Source organism: Leptospira ognonensis, from assembly GCF_004770745.1.
Classification (GTDB): Bacteria; Spirochaetota; Leptospiria; order Leptospirales; family Leptospiraceae; genus Leptospira_A; species Leptospira_A ognonensis.
Map to the genome: position 1 here is coordinate 1 of NZ_RQGD01000008.1, position 20,336 is coordinate 20,336.

Annotated in this window: 22 protein-coding genes; 5 read left to right on the forward strand and 17 right to left on the reverse strand. The window is 38.9% G+C overall.

Going from position 1 to position 20,336, the window contains the following annotated elements; translation table 11 throughout:
• A partial coding sequence (locus tag EHQ58_RS01910; RefSeq protein WP_210412768.1) for an FAD/NAD(P)-binding protein occupies positions 1–866 on the reverse strand: 866 nt, incomplete at its 3' end.
• 727 nt (positions 867–1,593) lie between these two features.
• Here EHQ58_RS01910 and EHQ58_RS01915 point away from each other — a divergent pair.
• The 4 genes from EHQ58_RS01915 (at position 1,594) to EHQ58_RS01930 (ending at position 3,889) form a co-directional block, all read left to right on the forward strand.
• Positions 1,594–2,061, forward strand: a complete 468-nt coding sequence (locus EHQ58_RS01915) for a MarR family winged helix-turn-helix transcriptional regulator (RefSeq protein WP_476737869.1) — start codon at positions 1,594–1,596, stop codon at positions 2,059–2,061.
• Between the two features lie 10 nt (positions 2,062–2,071).
• A complete protein-coding gene (locus tag EHQ58_RS01920) occupies positions 2,072–2,497 on the forward strand; it encodes a DUF1398 family protein (RefSeq protein WP_135621654.1) in 426 nt (141 codons plus the stop codon).
• A 67-nt stretch (positions 2,498–2,564) separates the two neighbouring features.
• The gene (locus EHQ58_RS01925) at positions 2,565–3,380 is read left to right on the forward strand and encodes a helix-turn-helix domain-containing protein (RefSeq protein WP_135621655.1); all 816 of its coding nucleotides are present in this window, start codon (positions 2,565–2,567) and stop codon (positions 3,378–3,380) included.
• A gap of 38 nt (positions 3,381–3,418) precedes the next feature.
• On the forward strand, positions 3,419–3,889 hold the full coding sequence (locus EHQ58_RS01930; RefSeq protein WP_135621656.1) for an ankyrin repeat domain-containing protein: 471 nt from the start codon (positions 3,419–3,421) through the stop codon (positions 3,887–3,889).
• 17 nt (positions 3,890–3,906) lie between these two features.
• Here the strand turns inward: EHQ58_RS01930 and EHQ58_RS01935 are convergent, their stop codons facing one another.
• From EHQ58_RS01935 to EHQ58_RS01950, 4 genes are read right to left on the reverse strand one after another with little or no spacing between them, the layout of a single operon-like run.
• Entirely contained in the window at positions 3,907–5,649 is a 1,743-nt protein-coding gene (locus EHQ58_RS01935) for a nitric oxide reductase activation protein NorD (RefSeq protein WP_135621657.1), read from the reverse strand.
• Positions 5,650–5,660: 11 nt separating this feature from the next.
• Positions 5,661–6,443, reverse strand: a complete 783-nt coding sequence (locus tag EHQ58_RS01940; protein WP_246047046.1) for a CbbQ/NirQ/NorQ/GpvN family protein — start codon at positions 6,441–6,443, stop codon at positions 5,661–5,663.
• Positions 6,444–6,452: 9 nt separating this feature from the next.
• Positions 6,453–7,808: a cbb3-type cytochrome c oxidase subunit I gene (locus tag EHQ58_RS01945; protein WP_135621659.1), complete on the reverse strand. Its 1,356-nt coding sequence runs from the start codon at positions 7,806–7,808 to the stop codon at positions 6,453–6,455.
• 10 nt (positions 7,809–7,818) lie between these two features.
• Entirely contained in the window at positions 7,819–8,532 is a 714-nt protein-coding gene (locus EHQ58_RS01950) for a c-type cytochrome (RefSeq protein WP_135621660.1), read from the reverse strand.
• Positions 8,533–8,624: 92 nt separating this feature from the next.
• On the opposite strand from EHQ58_RS01950, the gene EHQ58_RS01955 reads away from it, so the two are divergent.
• Positions 8,625–9,275 (forward strand): Crp/Fnr family transcriptional regulator, encoded by a 651-nt coding sequence (locus EHQ58_RS01955; RefSeq protein WP_135621661.1) that lies wholly within the window; start codon positions 8,625–8,627, stop codon positions 9,273–9,275.
• Here EHQ58_RS01955 and EHQ58_RS01960 read toward each other — a convergent pair.
• The 12 genes from EHQ58_RS01960 to EHQ58_RS02015 form a co-directional block, all read right to left on the reverse strand.
• Positions 9,272–10,453, reverse strand: a complete 1,182-nt coding sequence (locus EHQ58_RS01960; protein ID WP_167883505.1) for an NnrS family protein — start codon at positions 10,451–10,453, stop codon at positions 9,272–9,274. The genes EHQ58_RS01955 and EHQ58_RS01960 overlap by 4 nt on opposite strands.
• 57 nt (positions 10,454–10,510) lie before the next feature.
• Positions 10,511–12,067: a copper chaperone PCu(A)C domain-containing protein gene (locus EHQ58_RS01965; RefSeq protein WP_135621663.1), complete on the reverse strand. Its 1,557-nt coding sequence runs from the start codon at positions 12,065–12,067 to the stop codon at positions 10,511–10,513.
• A gap of 73 nt (positions 12,068–12,140) precedes the next feature.
• Positions 12,141–12,935, reverse strand: a complete 795-nt coding sequence (locus EHQ58_RS01970) for a hypothetical protein (RefSeq protein ID WP_246047048.1) — start codon at positions 12,933–12,935, stop codon at positions 12,141–12,143.
• Positions 12,936–13,048: 113 nt separating this feature from the next.
• On the reverse strand, positions 13,049–13,468 hold the full coding sequence (locus tag EHQ58_RS01975) for an LIC_11090 family protein (protein WP_135621664.1): 420 nt from the start codon (positions 13,466–13,468) through the stop codon (positions 13,049–13,051).
• 90 nt (positions 13,469–13,558) lie between these two features.
• Positions 13,559–14,344 carry an ABC transporter permease gene (locus EHQ58_RS01980; protein WP_135621665.1) on the reverse strand — a complete coding sequence of 262 codons (786 nt, stop codon included), beginning with the start codon at positions 14,342–14,344 and terminating at the stop codon, positions 13,559–13,561.
• Positions 14,341–15,048 carry an ABC transporter ATP-binding protein gene (locus EHQ58_RS01985; protein WP_135621666.1) on the reverse strand — a complete coding sequence of 236 codons (708 nt, stop codon included), beginning with the start codon at positions 15,046–15,048 and terminating at the stop codon, positions 14,341–14,343. The genes EHQ58_RS01980 and EHQ58_RS01985 overlap by 4 nt, the downstream gene beginning before the upstream one ends.
• On the reverse strand, positions 15,045–16,322 hold the full coding sequence (locus tag EHQ58_RS01990; RefSeq protein WP_135621667.1) for a nitrous oxide reductase family maturation protein NosD: 1,278 nt from the start codon (positions 16,320–16,322) through the stop codon (positions 15,045–15,047). The genes EHQ58_RS01985 and EHQ58_RS01990 overlap by 4 nt, the downstream gene beginning before the upstream one ends.
• Positions 16,297–16,680, reverse strand: coding sequence for a nitrous oxide reductase accessory protein NosL (locus tag EHQ58_RS01995; protein WP_135621668.1), 384 nt, complete (start codon positions 16,678–16,680; stop codon positions 16,297–16,299). The genes EHQ58_RS01990 and EHQ58_RS01995 overlap by 26 nt, the downstream gene beginning before the upstream one ends.
• Positions 16,670–17,278 (reverse strand): hypothetical protein, encoded by a 609-nt coding sequence (locus EHQ58_RS02000; RefSeq protein WP_135621669.1) that lies wholly within the window; start codon positions 17,276–17,278, stop codon positions 16,670–16,672. Before EHQ58_RS02000 ends, EHQ58_RS01995 begins: the two co-directional genes overlap by 11 nt.
• 5 nt (positions 17,279–17,283) lie before the next feature.
• Positions 17,284–19,203 carry a Sec-dependent nitrous-oxide reductase gene (nosZ, locus tag EHQ58_RS02005; RefSeq protein WP_135621670.1) on the reverse strand — a complete coding sequence of 640 codons (1,920 nt, stop codon included), beginning with the start codon at positions 19,201–19,203 and terminating at the stop codon, positions 17,284–17,286.
• Positions 19,204–19,211: 8 nt separating this feature from the next.
• Positions 19,212–19,613 carry a c-type cytochrome gene (locus tag EHQ58_RS02010; protein ID WP_425460466.1) on the reverse strand — a complete coding sequence of 134 codons (402 nt, stop codon included), beginning with the start codon at positions 19,611–19,613 and terminating at the stop codon, positions 19,212–19,214.
• Positions 19,614–19,706: 93 nt separating this feature from the next.
• On the reverse strand, positions 19,707–20,285 hold the full coding sequence (locus tag EHQ58_RS02015; RefSeq protein ID WP_135621672.1) for a fasciclin domain-containing protein: 579 nt from the start codon (positions 20,283–20,285) through the stop codon (positions 19,707–19,709).
• Between the last annotated feature and the right edge of the window lie 51 nt (positions 20,286–20,336).

Here is a 20,336-nt window from a genome sequence, read left to right on the forward strand (position 1 = left end):
GGACGAATCGCAGAGATAAGATTTGCACTAGATACTTCGCTATTTTGATTTATCCATTCTCTAAACATTTTCAAATCACTTCGTAAAGCGCCAGCAAACTCTGGAAGCTGAGAAGGTATTTGTACTGTTGGAGCTTCATGAACAAGAGGGAATTTGCCGGATCTAGAAAAGGAAACGATCTTTCCATCGAAATCTTTTCTCTTTAAAGTCATTAAAACATCAACCATGGATAATCCAGAACCCAAAATTCCGATGTTATCTTTTGCATTAATAGTTTCAAATAAGCTATCATTCCAAGGATTGTCCAGATAACGCTTGTTTTCCAAAACTTCCTTGGAGAGATATGATGGATTAGCTGGCGGAATATTGCCTGTAGCTAAAACTAACAATTGAACATGTAGTATGGTACCAGATGCAAGTGTTATACTCCATCTAGAAGAATCCAGAGTTGCATCCACCGCCTCATCGTTGATGGGAAGGAAATCTATAAACTCAGGCTTTTTATTAGCATAAAAATTCAAATTAGCCTCGAGATAATCACCATAGATAAACCTAGGAAAGAATGAGTTCTCATCAAATTTTTCTTGTAAGTAAAAATAATCTCTGTTTCTAGATTTCCACCAATCATAAAAATGCATTGGATTATCTTCGAAAAGACTCATGTTTTTCGCTGTCACGTTTAACTTTTGATATATGGAATTTGGAGAATAGGCGACTCCCCTTCCATATCTTTTTTTTGCTGATTCAATTAAAAAAATCTGTAACGGTATTTTAGTTTGGTTTAACAATTTTATGGCAAGGAGCGATCCGCTCAGGCCCCCTCCTATAATCGCTACGGAGGTACGAGAATAATGATTTTTTTCCATTTCCTTAACCAAATGTCTTCATAGTAATCTAATAGATCGTATTTTCAGAATATATACTTTCCAATCATTTCCTTTTTCAAATCCGATATCTTCTTAAAAAACGAATGATAAAAAGGAATACTTGAAATTAAATAAATAGCATCAATTTATGAAAACTACATAAATTTTTCCTTTCTGTTCTAAATGTTGGATATAAGGTCAATGTATTATGTTTTCTGAACAATTGGTTTTCAGATCACAAACAAGATTCATATTCTAGAAAGAATGAAGAGAATCTTTTTGTCTTTGCGATTATTAGAATGAATCTAACAATCGTTTCCATTAGCTTGCTGCTCTATTACTTGCAATCTTAACTGATTCAAAAGTAGCTTTTGCTGTCTCTATCTGCGAAGGAGAAACTTGTGTTCCCTCCCAATCCATAACATAAATTCTTTATCAATTTCTTTTGTTACGGATTTTCTATTTTCTTTGTGGAAGGATTCCAAAAGTTGCTTTAACACCTGCTCAAACTGATCATCCTTGCATCTTTCGCAAGAAAATATTCACTTTTGCAGATAATTAATTCGATTTATTGACATTTTGCTCCATATTCTTTCTCTCTGTGTTTATTTTGGAAGGCATCGATTCCTTGCCCACCACTTTCGCTCCCTTTAAACTAGAATGTGAATTCAAACTTACAGTAATTTCCTTGACAATAGTTGCCTAGGAAACTATTAATGGTTTAGTTGTGAAAAAGAAAAACCTCGAACCGAGCCACTTAAAATCACATATCGGCTACCGTATGCGGATTGTTTCAAATGCCGTCTCCCATACTTTTGCGAGAAAATTGGCGGCACATGACGTGACTGTTGCAGAGTGGGTGATCTTAAGGGAAATGTATTCCCAAAAGGGAATCACTGCACCTAGCGCAGTAGCTGATATCACGGGCTTATCTCGCGGGGCCGTATCTAAGCTGATTGATCGCCTTCTTGGAAAAGGTTTAGTGACTCGAGCTGAATCTGTAAGTGACAGGCGTTACCAGGATATCCAGCTCACATCTAAAGCCACAAAGCTCATTCCAAAACTTGCAAAGATTGCCGATGAAAATGATGCTTCATTTTTCTCGCATCTTTCTATGAACGAAAAAAATCTCCTTCTTGAGATTCTTATCCAATTAGCAGAACACCATAAACTTAAAATTAACCCGATAGATTGAGGAGATCATCATGAACCACATCACAGCAAAACTAATTGAAGCACAAAAATATGCGTTGTCCATTCGTCCGAAAGTCGGAGGCTTCCCTGTTCTTGCAGAAGTCTTAAGAAACGCTGGGGTTCTAAAGAACCGTTGGTCATTGCCATCTTGCCAGGCTATCTACGAAATGAAAGAAGGATCCATTGTCCAACAAGGAACCCCTCTACTAACGGGCATACATGCGATACCAAACTTCAATCAAGAAGCAGTCGTAGTGGCTTTGCGCACCGACCAAGAAGGCAAAAGTACCTTTCCAGAATTTCTTAAGGCTGCCTGGGAGGCAGGAGTGATAGGATATGACGTCGACTTTACCAAAAGAAACGTGATCTATTATGGTGCGAATGGTGAGAGTTATTTTGAAGAGTATCCGGCAGCTACATTGGACAATTATTTTTGATACGCGACTTTTGCTTCTGGAGGTTACCTGTTGGGAACGATGAAACTTTATAAACCGAAAGGACGAGATGTTTTTTAAAGCACCGAATCCATTATCACCTTTTCTCAAAGAAATATGGCATTGGAAACAAGTTGATACCGAGTCCCTTCCTTGGATATTGCCTTCCTACGAATTCGAATTGGTGTTCCATCTCACTTCTCCTCCTTACATTTACCCTCTAACAGGTGAACCCATTCGCTTACCTCTCGCGCATTGGGTCGGTCCACAAAACAAACGTTGGAAGATCGTTTCGACCGAAAAACTAAATCTGATTTCAATTCGATTTCAAGCGGGATCCCCTTATGAGCTCTTTAAGGAATCTGCCCTAACCTACTTAAATCGATTTCCTTCGATAGAGAACACCTCTTTCTCTCCGTTTCTAAAATTGAGTTCCCTCGTATCAGAATCTGAAACACTGAATACAGAAGGCATTCACAAATTTGTAGCATCCTTGACAGAAATTTTAGAAAGCTACCTCGGGGAAATCAAACCGATTGACGCAAACGTATCCTTTGCCTTCCATGAGTTAACAAATGCTACGGCAGGCATCTACGAAATCGCAAAGAAAACTGGTATTTCGAGAAAACAGTTAGAACGGGGAATGAAGCAAGTTTACGGTCTACCTCCGGGCGAATTGCGAAAAATGCATAGAATCCTCGCGATGATACGAAATCCAAACTACTATAAAAGTGAGAAAATGGAGACTCGATTTACAGATTTAGCTTACGATTATGGATATACCGATCAATCTCATTTGATTCGAGATTTTAAATCTGTTACTGGCTATTTGCCAAAAGATTGGTTTAAAAATTTCGAAAAAATGTCTTATTTTTACAATTCTTAAACTGAGTTCTCGAATAAGATGTAAAGAAAGGATTTCACATGTTTACACAATTGAAGAATTTGATCACTGAGTATAAAAACAATGGAACCATCAGAGGTTTATACCAAAGTCTGAATCAACTTGATCCTTCCGAATTTAATATGCATCTGGCCAAACTTTCCGGTTCCAGTATACTGAAAGACAGTTTACCAAATCTGCTCTGTTATCTATGTGATAATGTAAAATCACCAGAATTTTTAATTCCTATCTTAGAATTAGGCATTCACCCAGACACTCAGAACGATTGTGGACAATTTCCTTTACACCTTGCAATCGAAAATGGTAATGAAGAATTCGTGAGAATTTTGCTTCGGTTTGGTGCCAATCCAAATGTTGCCGATAAAAATGGAGTCACCCCTTTACACATAAGTTATAGCTATGATAGCCTTGGCGCCATTGCGGAACTACTGATTGCAAATGGTGCAGATTTAAATTTAAGAGATAATCTAGGAAAAAGATATCTTATGTAAAAACTACTTTTAAATTTTTATAAATTTATAGCCTTTGCAAAAAAACGATGCAAAGAATCAGAAATACCTTTGGGATCTGCTAACATTTGATAACTAGCTTCTCTCATCATTTTTGGAATCACGGGTTTTTCATCTCTACCTATCGCAAGAGTATGGACAAAGATACCACGTTGCTTTAACTCCTTTACTGCTTGGTTTACATCTTCCGTCCCATACTTACCCTCATATCGGTCATAATCATTCGGGTGTGCATCAGTAAATAGTATGATCCATTTCTGTTTGGTCTTTACTTTATCTAATAGGACGCCTGTGTGCCGAAGAGCAGGACCAATCCTTGTGTATCCTATAGGTTCCAAAGCTCCGAGTCTATCCTTAGTTTGCTGCAAACTTTCCTTAGAAGATTTGATTCGCAAAAATTTACATTGGTTACGAGTCCTCGAATAAAAGGCTCCTATTTCGAAAGGAATATACAAACTCTCGAGTGCATTCGAAAATAATAACAATGACTCTCTTTCCACATCAAGGATTCTATTTCCACCGATCCAAGAATCTGTGGAGAGACTCAAATCCATCAGGAAAAATAGAGTCATGTTTGAAATTTCCTTCTGGGATCTTATGTATAACAATTCACTAGGTGTAACCTTGGCACAGATGTCCGCGTAAAGATCGACCACTGCATCGATATCAACCTGATCCCCATTTGCGACTCTCTTTTTCAGATTTCGTTCTTGCACAAGAGCATACATTTTTCTATTCAGTTGTTGCATTGTAAATTTATGTTTTGAAAACACTGAATCTGCGTAATGCACTTTAGAATCTAGAAAGCGATCTTCTTCCACTGAACAGTATTCGATTTTATACGATTGATTTTTGAAGTTCCATTCATCATACTTGAACTTTAAACTAGCGACATTTAAATCAGCAACCTCGAGAATCGTCCCACTTCCCGTATCGCTACTTACTGTTGTATGAACAGGATCTTCGGAGCGAATCATATGTTTCAAATTCAATTCGTTTAGTGCCTCGGCTTCCTCCTCTGCATTGTCTGATCCATCGAGGTCCCTCCATTGTCCATCGAACTCCTCCGCTGTTTCGATCTTTTCAAAATTATGTCCAAGTGTATACTCTTCGATTTTCTTTTTATCAACTTCTAAAAGTTCTGCGGACTCTAAATCAAATTTGGTTTTAAATTCGGACTTTGGTTTTGTTATTTGATTAGGTGAGGGAAGGGAGGAAGAGAGGTGAGGATTCTTTAACGCGATGTTTTCTTTTTCGAGACTCGTATTCTGAATGAAACCAGAAAGGTATTGAAAATGTTTGAAATCAGAAGATTTAAGTTTTAAAAAGAAACTTTTGATTCGTTTTCGGTCAATCCTTAAGCCTGGGTATTTTCTCATCAAAAACCTATGGTAGGTTTCTGCTTTTTGCGTACCGAGCTCTGATTGATCCATAAAACAATTATGTTTTTTTAATAAAAACAAATAAGACAGCATAAAGTGAATCGTTTGTTTACTCTCAATGGCATTTTCGAAAATGAAAACTTTTTCAGGAAAAGCCAAGCGATCACTCGTCAATCTCACATTGTTGTCTGATTTTTGAAAACGAAGTTCATTTCCCAAAATCATTTTTCCAAGTTCACGTATCCTTTTTTCTTCGGATTCGATTTCATAGGAAAAATACTTGCTAGGTGAGCTAAGCTTTTCTCGAAGGCTTTTTAATTTCTTAAAACCATGATAGAAAAGTAATTGGTCCCATTCCATAAAGTTCGATTTTAAAAATACAGATTGAACAGATCTTGCAAAGCCGCAACGCTATCCGGATCATCTGTCAACGGAAGGATGATAGCCGACCTTCCAGAGAGACGTATCGGAAGTCCACTTTTAACAAGCATCGCACAAGAAACGAGGAGTCTCGTAGAAACCGTCTCCGACAAACCAAGCTCTGGCTTATTTCGAACTATATTCGCAAACTTAACCAAACGCTGGGCGATTTTTTCCTCGATACCGGTTTCACCGATTAAAATTTTCTCTTCAACGTCAGGCTCAGGATATAAAAAATCCATACAAATGAATCTCTGCCTAGTGGATGGTTTTAACTCCTTAAATCCCTTCTGGTACCCAGGATTAAAGGAAGCAACGATCAAAAAGTCAGGATGGGCTTTGATTTCCTCATTCCTACGTTCGATAAAGAGAGATCGTCTATGGTCCGTTAGAGAGTGAATAGCGACTATAGTATCTGGCCTTGCTTCGGCTATCTCATCCAGATAGACAATCGCCCCTTCCTTTACACCTATCGTAAGAGGTCCATCAATCCAGGTGGTATCAGCACCTTTAACGATGTACCTTCCTACCAAATCTACGGATGAAGTTTCATCATTACATAAAATGGTAATGAGTCTGCGCTTCATCTGGAAAGCCATATATTCTAGGAATCTTGATTTACCGGAACCAGTGGGTCCTTTGAGAAGGAGCGGCAGTTTTTGTCCTGCCGCCGTCTCAAACACTTCTACTTCCTTCGAAACAACTTGGTAAAAAGGCTGTGTTTCAATGGTCATCATGTTAGATTATTTAACATTTTGGTCATCGATATTTTTACCTATTGCCTCATCGTTAGGCATACCATGGCGAATGAAATCAAAGATATACATCCCGATCCCGACGGTAAACAATGTTGCCGCGAGTAGCATCCCGATAAAATGAAATTGAATTTCTTTTTGAACCGCAAGAAAATCCATTCCCATTTTCCTTTCGAGATACACTTGCGCGATACCGGCTACAGCGAGAGCTCCCGTCATGCCAAGCATCCCTACGTTAGCCGCCCAAAATGCAATATATCCATTCATACCATTAAATAACTTTCTGCCAGTCAAGTTTGGAAGTGCATAAGCAATGACCGCCAAAACTAACATCGCATAGGCTCCCCAGAATGCCAAATGACCATGCATCGCTGTTATAAGGGTCCCATGTGTCCACTGATTGACCGACGGCCAAGTGTGAGCAAAACCCAGAAAACCAGCACCTATAAACGACATGATCGCACTGCCTAAAGTCCAATAGAGAGCAATTTTATTTGGATGATCTTTTCCTTTTTTGCGATACATATTCAACGCCCAGATCGCCATCGCTAGGAAAGCGAGTGGTTCCAGTGCAGAAAACAATCCACCAATCATAAGCCAATATTTCGGTGCTCCGATCCAATAATAATGGTGACCAGTTCCTAAAATTCCAGATAGGAAAGTGAGACCTACGACAACATAGAGCCATTTTTCGATGATTTCCCTATCCACTCCTGTGAGTTTGATAAGTAAGAAGGACAAGATACCACCCATGATCAATTCCCAAACGCCTTCTACCCAAAGGTGAACGACCCACCATCTAAAATATGAATCCATCGTTTGGTTATCGAAGTACAACATACCAGGTAAGTAAAGGAGTGCCGCTGAGAATAAACCAAAGAAAAGTACGAGCTGGGTTGTGCTTCTTTTCGTTGCATTCCAGATCGTCATACCTATGTTATATAAAAACAAGAGCACGTTTACAACCACCAGATAGTCCAGCGGACGAGGGATTTCTAAGAACTTTCTACCTTCCCACCAGCCAAAGTGAAAACCAATGACTGCTGTCACACCAACAACAACCCAAGAAATCAGTTGGATCCAGGCAAGCTTTTCGCTGTACAACTCTCGATCTGATTCTTCTGGTATGATATAGTATGCTGCCCCCATAAATCCAGTAAGTAACCAAACAACTAGTAGATTTGTATGAGTCGTCCTTGCTACATTAAAAGGAATAAAGTCATGTAGACCATCCAATCCAAGGCGCGCAAAACCCATAATAAAACCGTATACAATTTGTAATGTTAAGAGCAACATACAGACTGCAAAAAACCAAAAAGCAATTTTTTGTGATTTGAATTTCATATTTGCCCTCCTATTTCAAACTGGAAAGATATGTTATGATATCTTTGCGCTCAGTGTCAGACAGCGGAAGTTTTGGCATCGCTGTTCCAGGTTTCACTGCTTGTGGATCGATCAACCATCGGTTCAAGTAAGCAACATCAAATTTATTGCCAACATGGTCGAGGGCTGGACCTACGACTCCGCCGGAACCACCTACCGCATGACAGGCAGTACATAACTGTGAAAATTTTTCTGGCGCGGGAACAGTTCCGACCTCTACTGATTTCACATTGATAGAAGCATCGGGTTTTGGGGAATTGATGATGGGCGTGATATTTGGTTTAGGTGGCCATCCATTCATATCCACTTTACCTACCCAATCAAGAAACGCGATGATGTTCGTTTTTTCTTCATCTGTAAAATTGTATTTGGTCATTTTCCTTTCACCAGGAAACATTGCTTGTGGGTCATCAAGAAACACGCGAATCCATGCGTCTCCTCTTCGTTCAACGACCTTTGTGAGGTCAGGAGCATAGTAAGCGCCTTCTCCCATAATCGTATGGCATCCCATACAATTCTTATTCTCCCAAATTTCTTTCCCTTTAATCACAGACTCCGTTAAATTAGATGCATTTGTACGAGCATCCGTTTGGCGAATCGTGTCAACTGTCAGAGCAAGAAATACAACACTAAAAAATAAAGTGCCGCCGAGGAAGAATGCTCTAGCTTGCGATTTTGAAAGCATTCGATTCTCCTAATTTATCATTCCTCGCTATTATATTCTTTATACAAAGAATTTGCATTGATCTAGATCAAGATTTGTGCTAAATTAGACAAATGATTCAAAAAAACACCAAAACGATTCTTTTTGATTCGATTTCAGACTTAGATATTAGAAAACACTTCCAAGGAGCCAAACTTACCTCATTTAGCAAAGGTGAGTTCCTATTTCAAGAAGGCGATGTTCCAGAATATTTTGATCTTCTAATAGAAGGACATTTGCAATTATTCAAATATGATACCAATTCCAATGAGGCGACGATTGCATTTTTTTCACCTGTTTCCCTTGTCGCCGAGCTTGCCAGCCTTTGTAATTTCAAATATCCGGCTTCTGCAAGATTTAGTGCCGATGGAAAGGTAGCTAGACTTCCCATTTCTTCTTTAAAAGATTTAATCAATCATGATATCAAGCTGAATCACTATTTGATTCAATGTTTACTTGAAAAATTACAAACTCTCAATCTAACTTTAAATCGTGGTTTGACAATGGATACTATGGAGCGTGTTGCTCATTTTTTTTATTATATGCCCGCTGACTTTCCCGATTTGAAACACAACCAAATCGCTTCCATGCTCTTTATAAGAGCAGAAACATTTTCTCGGGCACTCAAGGAGCTGAAAGATGCAGGCATCCTTGAGGTAAATAAAGGTCAGATCGAAGTCTTAAATCGAGATGGGTTGAAACGGTTTATTAAAGTTTTAGACTAACCAAGTTTTCCATCCAATCTCGGCGAAATGAGTATTTTAATATATTGGCAGACAAATAAACCAAAGGCGATGATCCAAAAAATGCCAGCGATCAGATAGGATTCCTTGTAAATGGAAAAAAGAGGCAAACCCACTCTGATGATTACAGCTGCATTTAGCAAATAGTATGCGAAATGAGTCCATTTTGAGGCTATGATCTGTCTAGCTGTGTGTCCCAAGGAAACGCGCGTGACCATCCCATAGATAAAAGTACTCAGGCCACCAACAGTAAAAAGGTGATAAGCAGAAGATGCTGGGATGACATTCAAACGAAACAAAGCAAAGAAAATAAAGCCCAATGCCAACCAGAAATAGGATATGTGCAAGATAAATAAGATGGGAATTCGAATCGCCTTAAGTGATTCCCACTTTGACAGTCGATATACATTCAAGTAACCAAGCAATAATGCAAGAATGGCAGAACCAAATCGTGCCATTTCTAACCAATAGACGATTAATTCGAAAGCAAGAAAAATGAAAAATAAAGGATGGATCAGCCTTTCCACCAACCTATGGTTTGCTGGTGATGCTTCCCGAATTGCGGCAGACGTAAAAAATGGTAGAATCCTACCAGCGATGATCATTACAAACAAAACTAAGATAAAGATAGCAAGATGAACATAGTGCAATGTAGACTCCATCGGAATTACGTGGAAACTTGCAAATCCAGCTAACAGATGACATAGAAAAAATAAAAAATATCCGTAAGAAATGATACGATTTCGCTCCTGCCCTTTTGCATGGAATGCGATCACTAAAAGATAAAGAATGATTAGATCTAAAGTGATATCCAATCCAAACGAAAATGCGGCCAGGATTTGTTGATTTAAAAAGGCAAACCTACCAAGAATCCAAAGTAGAGTGATTGAAAGAAGTGATGTGCCTTTCAGTAGCGTCTTGCCAGTCCAGCTTTGTCCCGCAGTGAAGAGAAAACCAATCAAAATGGCACGCAAAAAACCAAAGACCATTTCATATCCATGCCAATCGATTGCAGATCCTTTAAAAGGAGAAGGCATCCAGCCAAATAAAATAGATAACCATGCAACCATGGCAAGAAAGGCATACATCGTCCCCAACAAGAAAAAGGGACGAAATGCGGTCATCCAGATGGTCGCACTAGGTTTTAGATTGATAAGCATAGTCATATGATCTCATATAATTGTAAGCTTGTCATTGATCCGTATCAAGAATCAATTCTAGAACGTAAAAGTTGCAAATAGATTGATGAGCTCCCTTGTTCCCAATTGCGGACCATTCAAATTTTGATGAAATGGACGTCCGTACTCGAAACCAAAGCGAGTGCCTTGTAAAAGCCCACTTATCACAAGAAAATTCACACCAAACAAAAGATCACTCCTCATTCCACCTTGCCGAAAAGGATCATTTTGGGGATCCATTTTTGGATCCAAACTTGCATCTAATCCTTGTAAATTGAGCCAACGTTGTTTCGCAACTCTAACCGAAAGCGATACTGTCTCATGTATTAAGTAAGAGACCCAACCTGATATCTCATAACGATTTCCATATCTATAATTGTTCTCATTTTTCCCTACACGAAGACTCGCCTGCGTTTGAGCACCCCAGGAAATTCGATTTATACTTCCTTTATATGAAGCCTGAGGTAACAGACTATATGTTCCTACACCTGGTTGCATATTATACGGAACTTTTTGTTTACCCATCATTGGCATATTATCTCTTTCGTCAATAGAACCCGTTGGCAAAGAGACTCCTAGGCCAGTAAAGAAATTATGTTGTTCGGATTTGATCAATCGATAGGCAGTGCTAAAGCTTACATCTCCAATGCCTGCCGAACTCATCGGAGCTCGATCAAAATTGCTAGATAACATTGTCATTTTATTAGTAACCGAAGGCACCATAAACATGATCATCCATCTATCTGAGATTGATGTCATGGCACTAATCATATTCATTTCCATCACCATTTGTGTAGGAACCGACATATAATTATAAATATTTGGAGTGAGTATCGGAATCGTAGTCGAAATCGGAGAATTCGTGATCAAACTGCCAGAAGGCATCTGTACTGTCGGATCTGAATAAGGAAAGTACAAGGTAGCCAAGTCACTCTGTCCTTCTTTTCCAGATTGCAATCCCCACATTTTCATGCCCATATAACGGTAGTCGATCATCCACTTGCCCGGCTCATGGATGTGAGGATTCATGAGCCCCGCAGGTGCCAGCATATCTGCTCGGTTGTGGTTCTCATGTCCAACGTGTTCGGCATGGTCATGCTCCGAATCTGTATCCGTCTCTTCAATGGCATTCTTATCCTGGGTTGGTGACTGGGGAATTGATTTAGAAATTGAATCCCGATTTGGCTGAGACGACTCCACTGGAATATTGATCAAAAGGTCACTTCCATCCGAGAAAACCAATCGAAACGGGATGCTACTTTTCAATGAGAGAGGAGACTTTATCCCAAAAAGCATGATGTGATAGCCTTTGGGTGTGAGATGCACATAACTATTCTTAGCAATCGAAATTTCTAAAACAGGCACCATTTTAGTCCCAGAATCGGTAGGTTTCATCGTAAAGAGCTCAACTCGTTCGGCAACGTTAGACGTAACTTGCACTAATTTTTTTTCCGTGTTCGATGCATTCTTAATTGTGAAATAAACCATTGAATTTGATGAAGACGTAAATTTTACATATGCATTTTCTAGTTTGATATCATTTGCAAAAATTGTAGATTGAATTAAAAAAAGAACTATAAGTGTGATGCGTTTCATTTGTCTCCTGGAATCAAAAAAAAATCACGCTGGCTTCAAAATCCACCAGCATGACAAATATTGGCTATGAAATTTACATCTCAGTGTTTGATACGATAGATCCTATCGTAAAAGAAGTGATGGTCACGCCGTTAAAGACAAAACCCAATCGATTGCCATTAGAATAAGTTGGCACCATCATCATTTGCATGATCGGGTAGAAGGACATTGATCCTCTTTCGGTTTCCGTCAGTTCGGCACAAGGCTTGTTGAATCCGTTGAGAAAACGTGATCCGTTAGGTGTTGACTGAAAATCCAAACAATAAGTATAGCTTGTTCCTGCAACAGGAATCGGAGCAGAAACGGATCCGCCCTTTGAAGTGTTAGCAAAGGTACCAGAAGTGTTCTTGTATTGAATCTGAACTCCCGTTGCAATCCGATATGTCGGTCCATCTAACGGATTTCCCGTTCCATATGCGATGACATCAAGAGAGCTTGATTGTGTATTGAGGACAAATGTCACTTCGACATTTGTTCCCCCTTTGCTCGTCGAAAGCATCACATCTTTTGTCGTAGATAGGAGAGAGGAACTGCTGGTTCCGACTGCTCCCTTTGTGACGTAGGTCTGACTTAATTCCAGAGATGTAAATCCCGCACCTTCACAGGTAGAGATGGAATACTTAGTTCTCGCCCTACTTTCTACTTGAGTGAGATTGCTGTTAATCGCCGGTGCACTAGTAACAGCACACCCAGCGTTGCTACTTCCGGCCACGAGGAGTGAAACGATACTTGATGAGTTGTTATTGTCACTACTTTTTGCCATACTGCAATTGTTAGCGGCAAATGCGATTAGAAGGAAGAGAGAGATAATAAATTTTTTATGTAACACAAGAAATCCTCAATTTTATATTCAAGGGAATGCTATTAAATCGTTTATAGACAATGCATCCCCAAATAGGTTCGTTTACGATTCCTTACTGAAGGAAAATCGCATGGAAAAAACTAAGAGAGAAGAGTTTGTCTCGGTGGTTTGAATGGTAGATGAGAAAAGCCAATGGCAAGTTGGAAATTACTTTCAGACAGAAAATTTGTCTCCGACTTTTTTGGATAGATGGCAATGTTACTTTCACTTAAATAGTTTGGATTTAGTGATTGCGAGTGCACGATTTTATTCGCAGATTTTTTCTTTGCACAACCACACTGGTGAGCCGCACCATGCCCTTTCGCGAGCTTGCATGTGGAACGTTTTGTACTCACCGATGCAACATCCGTATGCACTTCTTCCTTTGAAGAATGATTGCAATGGCAAACCATAGAAAGATTATACAAAGATTGCGCAAAGATACCTGATTCCAAAAATAATACTTTATTTATAAATGGAAGCAGAAGTAAAAGTGATAATATTTGTAACCATCTCTTCATTGGAATTTTCTATCATGATAACAAAAGATATTAGAATTACCATGATCCAGATCAAGTCCTGAACCATTTTTTATTATGAATCGATATTTCTTAGAAATTTCTTTTCAAAAATCGCCTATAAGAAAGCAATAGAGGGATAAATATCCATAATGATAAAAATAAGGTTGTGATGATCACAATTCCAGCTAATCCAAGTTGCTTTAGGAGAAGTGCACCGGAAAAACCAAGCAAGGCAGAAGAACTAGTTTGTAAAATCAATAGGATGCGAATTAGATCAATGGGATTTAAGAGTATGATCGCAAGTGAAGGAATTTCGATTGGATAATCTCCTAGATACACGCTCAATATAAAAACCAAAGAATCAAAGAAAATAAAAAAATACAACCAAACAAGCAATGAAACGGTAAGCACGAGTTCCCCGCGTCTAGTAAATGACGCAGTCAAGAATGCTAACGCTACAAAGATGGCAGTTAAAAATATTCCAAAGATAAGCAACTCAAAAAAAAGCAAAAGATACTTGGGGTCGCGAAAGAATAAAAAGATACCTGGAATGCCCAAACCAAAGATCAAACCCATCGAAAGTGAAACGATAATACCTAAGTATTTTCCAAAGAAAAGGTCGCTTCGACTTACCGATTTTGAAAGTAAAACCTCCGCAAACGGCATTGATTCTAAAAACGACATCCCAGAAAATGTGATCGAAAAGAGAGGAATTACAATCAGAGTCAGATTCATCGTGCTCACAAGCAAACGAATTCCATTTTGGTCTCCGAAAAAACTCAAGATCAACATGACTAGAACAAGAACAGCCGAATAGACAAACATCCATCTACTTCGGATATTTTCCTTAATTTCAAATAATAAAATTTCTTTCATTTCTTTGTTTTGTATTCCTCATTCCAGAAATTCATCAATGCTTGATCCAAATTGACCATCTTGCTCTGTTTTAAGAATTCATCTGGAGAAGCATCAATGAGAATCTTCCCTTCAGATAACAGTATAAAACGATCGGCCAACTCGTGCAATTCAGCCAAGATATGTGTTGAAAATATAACAAGAGCCCCTTCCTTCTTCTTCTCGAGTAAGAGCGATTTCAAAAGGTGAGAAATATATGGATCTAAACTTGCAGTCGGCTCATCGATGACATATAGATCTTTTTCAGAAGAAAAGCATTGCAAAATACTAATCTTTTGCTTGGTTCCGCCAGAAAGAGAGCCAATCTTTTTGTCCATGTGATGGCTCAGTTCCAATACATTGAGTAGGCTTTGAAATCTTTCTTCCTCTACTGGTTCCAATTTTTTAAAGAAAGAAATCAATTCTTTCACTTTAAGATTCAGAGGAAAACGAGGAGTCTGCGGCATATAGCCGATTGAATGCGTTTCCGCTGTTTTACCTTGAAAATGGATATTTCCAGAGATAGGCTGAACAAGCCCGAGTATGCCTTTGATAAGAGAGCTTTTTCCAGAGCCGTTCGGACCGATGATAGAAAGTATACATCCTGACTCGACGTTAAAGTTTACATCTCGCACGGCCACGGAATTAGATCCATAACTTATTGTTAGGTTTTTTACATCTATCATATTCTTTCCTTCATGCGAGGGTGTTTATCTTCGAACTCGATCGGTGTCACAATGGGAAATGCTTTTTCTATGCCTTGCAAAAATAGAACGACTGGTGACTCATAAAGCACCATCAAAAAAGGATACACTGCAATCCAATAGCCAAAAAAGTGAATGGTTTTATGAGGAACATCCCCTACCAGATCTTTATCTAAATCATAACCTTGGTAGCGATCCCAATAATTATTGTAAAATTCGTTGGTGGTTGACTTTGTATTCGTGCTGATATCAAAAACATTATTTTTAAAATTATTATCGATGATTGTATTGTAATCAGTGTTTCCGAGAATTTTTAATCCCCATCCATTATTAAGAAAATCATTATTTAAAAATTTTAGATTCGTAATCCCATCAGCAAAAACACCGATCGTATTTCCTTCAAATAGGTTATTGGAGAGCGTACTATCAGCAATATCTTTTAATAAAATTCCATTGGAACTTTCACCCCAATTTTCTATAAAAGTGTTTTCAGTCATGATGATATCCTTACTATACATCACTGCAACACCCGCAGAATTGTTATTAAATATATTTTTAGTAAAGTGATTATGGCTTGAGAACATAAAGTGCATTCCGTATCGAATATTTTCCTTCGCTTCATTGGCTTCTATTTTGAGACGTTCGGAGAATTCGAGATAAATTCCATCACGGTGTCTTTCCAAGTGATTGCCAGTGATCGTATTGTCATTAGATGACCAAAGGTGAATTCCATTGCCACCGAGAACTTCATTTTCTGCATTTCCGATGGATGAACTATTTTTGATGGCGCAATTATTTGTTTCAGAGAGATAGAATCCGTACACATTGTCTTCTAAACTCAAATTTTCAAAATGACATCCTTTGACTTTTTCGGCATACACGCCTGCAAATTCGGTAAGATCGGAGATTCCACTCCCAATAACCTTTAAGTTCTCGAGGCGTACCGAGTCGGCATATACTCCAAAAACATGTTTTTCTTTTAAACCATCAATCACCACTCCTTTCTCGCCAATGATCGAAATAGATTTTGTAATGGGGAGAAATCCTTCTTTATAATTGGCGGATCGAATTCGAATCGTATCACCATTTTGTGCGATGGCAATGGCATTCCTAACGGATGAAATTGTACATTCTGTACATACTGAAATTGTTTTAGAGAATATTACATTGGTATAAAATAATAAGAATAAAGCCAGAATTAAGTTCTGATAGGTGAATGGTTTCAATCTGCTATTCAAATGGCTTTGCTTCTTCATGAGTTTTAAAAGCCGCAAGTCCTGCTCCCATTGGGGAACGTATTTTATCAGATTTGATGATGATGGCATCTTCTTTCGAAATGAATTCTTTTCTATCTAAGAAATTGGTAACCCAAATCTTTTTTGTTGGTGGATTGTTTTGTTTTTGGAAGTCATCCAAACATTCTATGGCGTCAAAATGATATCTTTTGCCCTTGTCTGTCAAGATCTGAGTATGAAATCGCATATCCACAATGGACATGGAACAATGAGCGCATTTCATTTCACCGACTGCCAACATTTCTGGTTTTACTTCCCCACAGTTGCTAAGAACAACTATGAGGAAAATTAAAGTAGATTTTAATGCTTTAAGCCACATTTTTTTTTCTTCGATTTTCATCCCAGAGAATATAAACCAAAACCCCTAGACTCAGTAGAAGAATCATCCCACCATACGAAGGATAACTGCAGGCTGTGATATTTAGCATCACCTTACAGCCAAGTAATGGAGGCTGATATGCCATACCTTCTACGATGATCGGAGCATCTGGATTAAGGTTATGTCCATAATTATATTCCCATCTCCAAAAATCTGAAAGGCCAACAAGTCCAACTATGATCAAATTGATGATTCCAAGAATCGCCATTCCTACTTTTGGGTAAAGCTCTGTAATGAAAGCACCAAAGATCAAATAACCAAGAACATATGGCATAAAGAGTAGTTCTGGTATCGATTCAGAAACGATCTCCTGCATGCCTATGTAATGATTCAATAGATTGATGTTCTTTAGATCATAAGGAGTGGCGCCTGTGATCTTATTGATCCATATCTGCATTCCGAGACCTTCCGGGTATTGAGGTGCCCCTATGGAAATTGACCAAATGGGTATCACATACACCAAAATCAAAACCAAACCGACCCCTAAGATTAGAAGTCGGTTCTTTTTCGTTAAAGTTCTAAAGAGTAAATCTTTCATCTTCTTTAAGGGCTAACTCTGATGTATTGTTGCATCTCTTGGTGGAGAGCAGAACAGAAGTCAGTGCAATAGAAAGGATAGATTCCTGGTTTCGGTGCAACCCATTTAAATGTTCTAGTTTCACCTGGCATGATGAGAAGGTTTGTCATATTTGGAGCTCCAGAGATTGCAAAACCATGAGGAATATCATAATCTTGTTCCAAGTTGGTTACGTGAAAGAAGAATGTTTCTCCTGTTCTTGCTTCAATGGTATCCGGTTTGAAGTGAGACCTGATTGCTGTCATGTAAACATGAACTGTGCTTCCCATTTTTACAATTCTCGTATCTTTTTCACTCTTAGTCGCATATGGGTGTTTATTCTCTTCCAATGGATAGAGTTTTACAGTTTTTTCCATAATCAGCTTAGCCGGGATCATCTGTGAATAGTGAGGTTCGCCAACGGTCGGAAAGTCGGACAATAATTCTGCCTTTCCAGACGAAATATCATAAAGCTGAGCACTCTGAGGCAATTCCATTCCGACTGGAAGGTAACGGTCTTTTGTGATTTTGTTCATTGCAATTAGATATTTACCATATGGCTCAGTCGAACTACCACCTACGATAGACAAATGACCTACGCTATAATATGCAGGAAGGTGTTGAACTACTTCCCATGTACCAAGCTTCCATTTGACTACTTCCGAGCTCACAAAACAAGAAGTATACGCATACCCTTTGCCATCAAATTCTGTATGTAATGGTCCTAGGCATGGTTTTTTCACTTCGCCAGCGAGAGTGGATTCATATTTGAGAACTGGAATGCCTTCGATTTCAGTCGAATGGTGTTCCTTTTTATCTTTCACTTCCATCATTTTAGAGAATGAATGAACAGGAATCACAGAAGCCAACTTTCCACCACCGACAATGTATTCTCCTGTAGAGTCTACGTCTGTTCCGTGAGGACTTTTTGGAGTCGGCATATAATACATCATACCCGGACAATCTTTCGGATTCAACATTTTAACGCCACTTAACTTAGTTGAGACGGCAGCTTTGTTTTCTTCATGAAAATTGTTTACGTAGTCGCCACCAAAGTTATATGCTTTGCCTTTATCTTTACATTCTTTTGCACGAACCCAATTGAAGGCCAAAATGAAATCTTTGTCTTTTTTTGAAGCACCTACTTCTAACATCTTGTGAGCTTGCTCTGAGTTGTAGCTACTGAAGAAACACCAGTCGTGGGATTTCTTTTTACCACAATGCGATAGGTCATAGTTAAAGCCAGGTACGAGAACTTGCAGTTCAATCGAAAGTCTTCCCGAATCTTTTTCAACCTTAACCATAGTCACAGTACCTTTAAACCCACCTTTTGAAAAACTATCTATCGGTGCATTGCTCTGAGGAACTGGGACCGAAAATCTAGTCGCAGCCATCAAATACTCAGTATTTTCTGTTGCGAAAGGAGACGCGTGGTTTCCAGCAGTATTTGGAATTTCTAAAATCTCTTTTGTTTCAAAGGATTTTAAATCAATCCGAGCAAGTCTTGGCGTATTATTGGCGTTTAAGAACATCCAACGTCCATCTTGTTTTCCGTCTGTCATTGACGCTTCTACGTGATGGCTATCGTCCCATGGCACATAACCATGAGTAGTTTTTAACATGTCTTTTGTCTCTTCATCAAATCCATATCCGTTTTCAGGAAAAACGGAAAATACAGGAATGATTTTGAAAAGTCTTGCGGATGGAATGCCATAAACCGACATTTGGCCACTAAAACCACCAGATAGGAATGCGTATACTTCGTCCTTTTCACCTGGAGCTACATACACCCTAGAGGCTGCATCGGAAGCAAGAGTCGCCGTAGCCGCACCTTTACTGCAATTTGCAAAAGACGCAAAAAGCGCAATTCCAATTGCAACATGAATTAATTTTGATATATTGATCATTTTCTTACCTATTTTAAATCCATTTTACGGAAGTATTCGAGTATCTCGCGCGCTTCTTCTTGTTGAACGTTTTGAAATGTCATTTGTGTTAGGTGTTCACCAAGTAGCTCTTGTGCAATCGGATCTTTTTGCGTCATTTCAACTGGATTAAGAATCATGTTCATAATCCATTCTGGTGTCCTACGAAGGGTCACATCTTGAAGACCAGGTCCTACAACCTTTTCTTCAAACTTGTGACATGCGGAACACTTAGCTTCAAATTGTTTTTTACCACGATCCGCCATTGCTTGGTCTAAAGCACCAAGAGTGACAGAACTGATGGGACCGATGCCTTTAGAACCAGCATTTGATGCTGGCGCATCCTCAGTCTTTTCTCCGCCACAGGAAACGATACTCGTACAAGCGAGCATGCCTAAGACAATGCTGATTTTGAATTTAAGAGAGATGTTTGAATGTTTGTTTGGCTTCATAGTCAATACTCCTTAGTATTACGTTTGTTATATTTATTCTGATTTAGGCAATAATACAGTATCTACTACGTGGATGATGCCGTTCGTTGCTGGTATGGACGCGATGATGGTAGCACCATTGATCATGAGCTTGCCATTTTTTTCCGTTATTTTCGTGTTTCCACCGTTCGCCATACCGAGTTCGTCACCCTTCCCCGTATATTCTGAACGAAGTAAGGATTCGGTTAAATTGCCTACAACCACGTGGTATTCCAGAATATTCTTTAATGCTTCTTTTTGACTTGCTTTCAGAAGATCGTCCACTGTGCCCGCAGGCAATTTCGCAAATGCATCATTTGTTGGAGCAAATACGGTAAACGGACCTTGATTGGCAAGGGAATCCACTAAGCCTGCAGCCTGAACGGCTGCAACCAGTGTTGTATGGTCTTTGGATCCTATGGCAATCTTGAGAACATCCTGCTGCGATTTGTCATCGGCGACTGCAGAGATCCCTTGGCCTACTTTGGAATCATTACTATCTCCACAATTTGCCCCAGCTATAGCCATACCAGAGACGATTGTGATTACTATGAGTTGTTTTATTTGTCGAGTCATTTGAAACCGCTCACTCATCGGTTCAAATCTCACTCAACTCTATATTCGACTTTTCTGCATTGATTCAAA

Bases quoted from the DNA above. Each gene is read 5' to 3' on its own strand.
- EHQ58_RS01975 (WP_135621664.1), bottom strand. From the start codon at position 13,468: ATGAAGAGATGGTTACAAATATTATCACTTTTACTTCTGCTTCCATTT.
- EHQ58_RS02010 (WP_425460466.1), bottom strand. From the start codon at position 19,613: ATGCTCGCTTGTACGAGTATCGTTTCCTGTGGCGGAGAAAAGACTGAG.
- EHQ58_RS01965 (WP_135621663.1), bottom strand. From the start codon at position 12,067: ATGAAACGCATCACACTTATAGTTCTTTTTTTAATTCAATCTACAATT.
- EHQ58_RS01980 (WP_135621665.1), bottom strand. From the start codon at position 14,344: ATGAAAGAAATTTTATTATTTGAAATTAAGGAAAATATCCGAAGTAGA.
- EHQ58_RS02000 (WP_135621669.1), bottom strand. From the start codon at position 17,278: ATGAAAGATTTACTCTTTAGAACTTTAACGAAAAAGAACCGACTTCTA.
- EHQ58_RS01940 (WP_246047046.1), bottom strand. From the start codon at position 6,443: ATGACCATTGAAACACAGCCTTTTTACCAAGTTGTTTCGAAGGAAGTA.
- nosZ (WP_135621670.1), bottom strand. From the start codon at position 19,203: ATGATCAATATATCAAAATTAATTCATGTTGCAATTGGAATTGCGCTT.
- EHQ58_RS01960 (WP_167883505.1), bottom strand. From the start codon at position 10,453: ATGCTTATCAATCTAAAACCTAGTGCGACCATCTGGATGACCGCATTT.
- EHQ58_RS01955 (WP_135621661.1), top strand. From the start codon at position 8,625: ATGATTCAAAAAAACACCAAAACGATTCTTTTTGATTCGATTTCAGAC.
- EHQ58_RS01995 (WP_135621668.1), bottom strand. From the start codon at position 16,680: ATGTGGCTTAAAGCATTAAAATCTACTTTAATTTTCCTCATAGTTGTT.
- EHQ58_RS01985 (WP_135621666.1), bottom strand. From the start codon at position 15,048: ATGATAGATGTAAAAAACCTAACAATAAGTTATGGATCTAATTCCGTG.
- EHQ58_RS01935 (WP_135621657.1), bottom strand. From the start codon at position 5,649: ATGGAATGGGACCAATTACTTTTCTATCATGGTTTTAAGAAATTAAAA.
- EHQ58_RS01945 (WP_135621659.1), bottom strand. From the start codon at position 7,808: ATGAAATTCAAATCACAAAAAATTGCTTTTTGGTTTTTTGCAGTCTGT.
- EHQ58_RS01950 (WP_135621660.1), bottom strand. From the start codon at position 8,532: ATGCTTTCAAAATCGCAAGCTAGAGCATTCTTCCTCGGCGGCACTTTA.
- EHQ58_RS01920 (WP_135621654.1), top strand. From the start codon at position 2,072: ATGAACCACATCACAGCAAAACTAATTGAAGCACAAAAATATGCGTTG.
- EHQ58_RS01990 (WP_135621667.1), bottom strand. From the start codon at position 16,322: ATGAAGAAGCAAAGCCATTTGAATAGCAGATTGAAACCATTCACCTAT.
- EHQ58_RS01930 (WP_135621656.1), top strand. From the start codon at position 3,419: ATGTTTACACAATTGAAGAATTTGATCACTGAGTATAAAAACAATGGA.
- EHQ58_RS02015 (WP_135621672.1), bottom strand. From the start codon at position 20,285: ATGAGTGAGCGGTTTCAAATGACTCGACAAATAAAACAACTCATAGTA.
- EHQ58_RS01925 (WP_135621655.1), top strand. From the start codon at position 2,565: ATGTTTTTTAAAGCACCGAATCCATTATCACCTTTTCTCAAAGAAATA.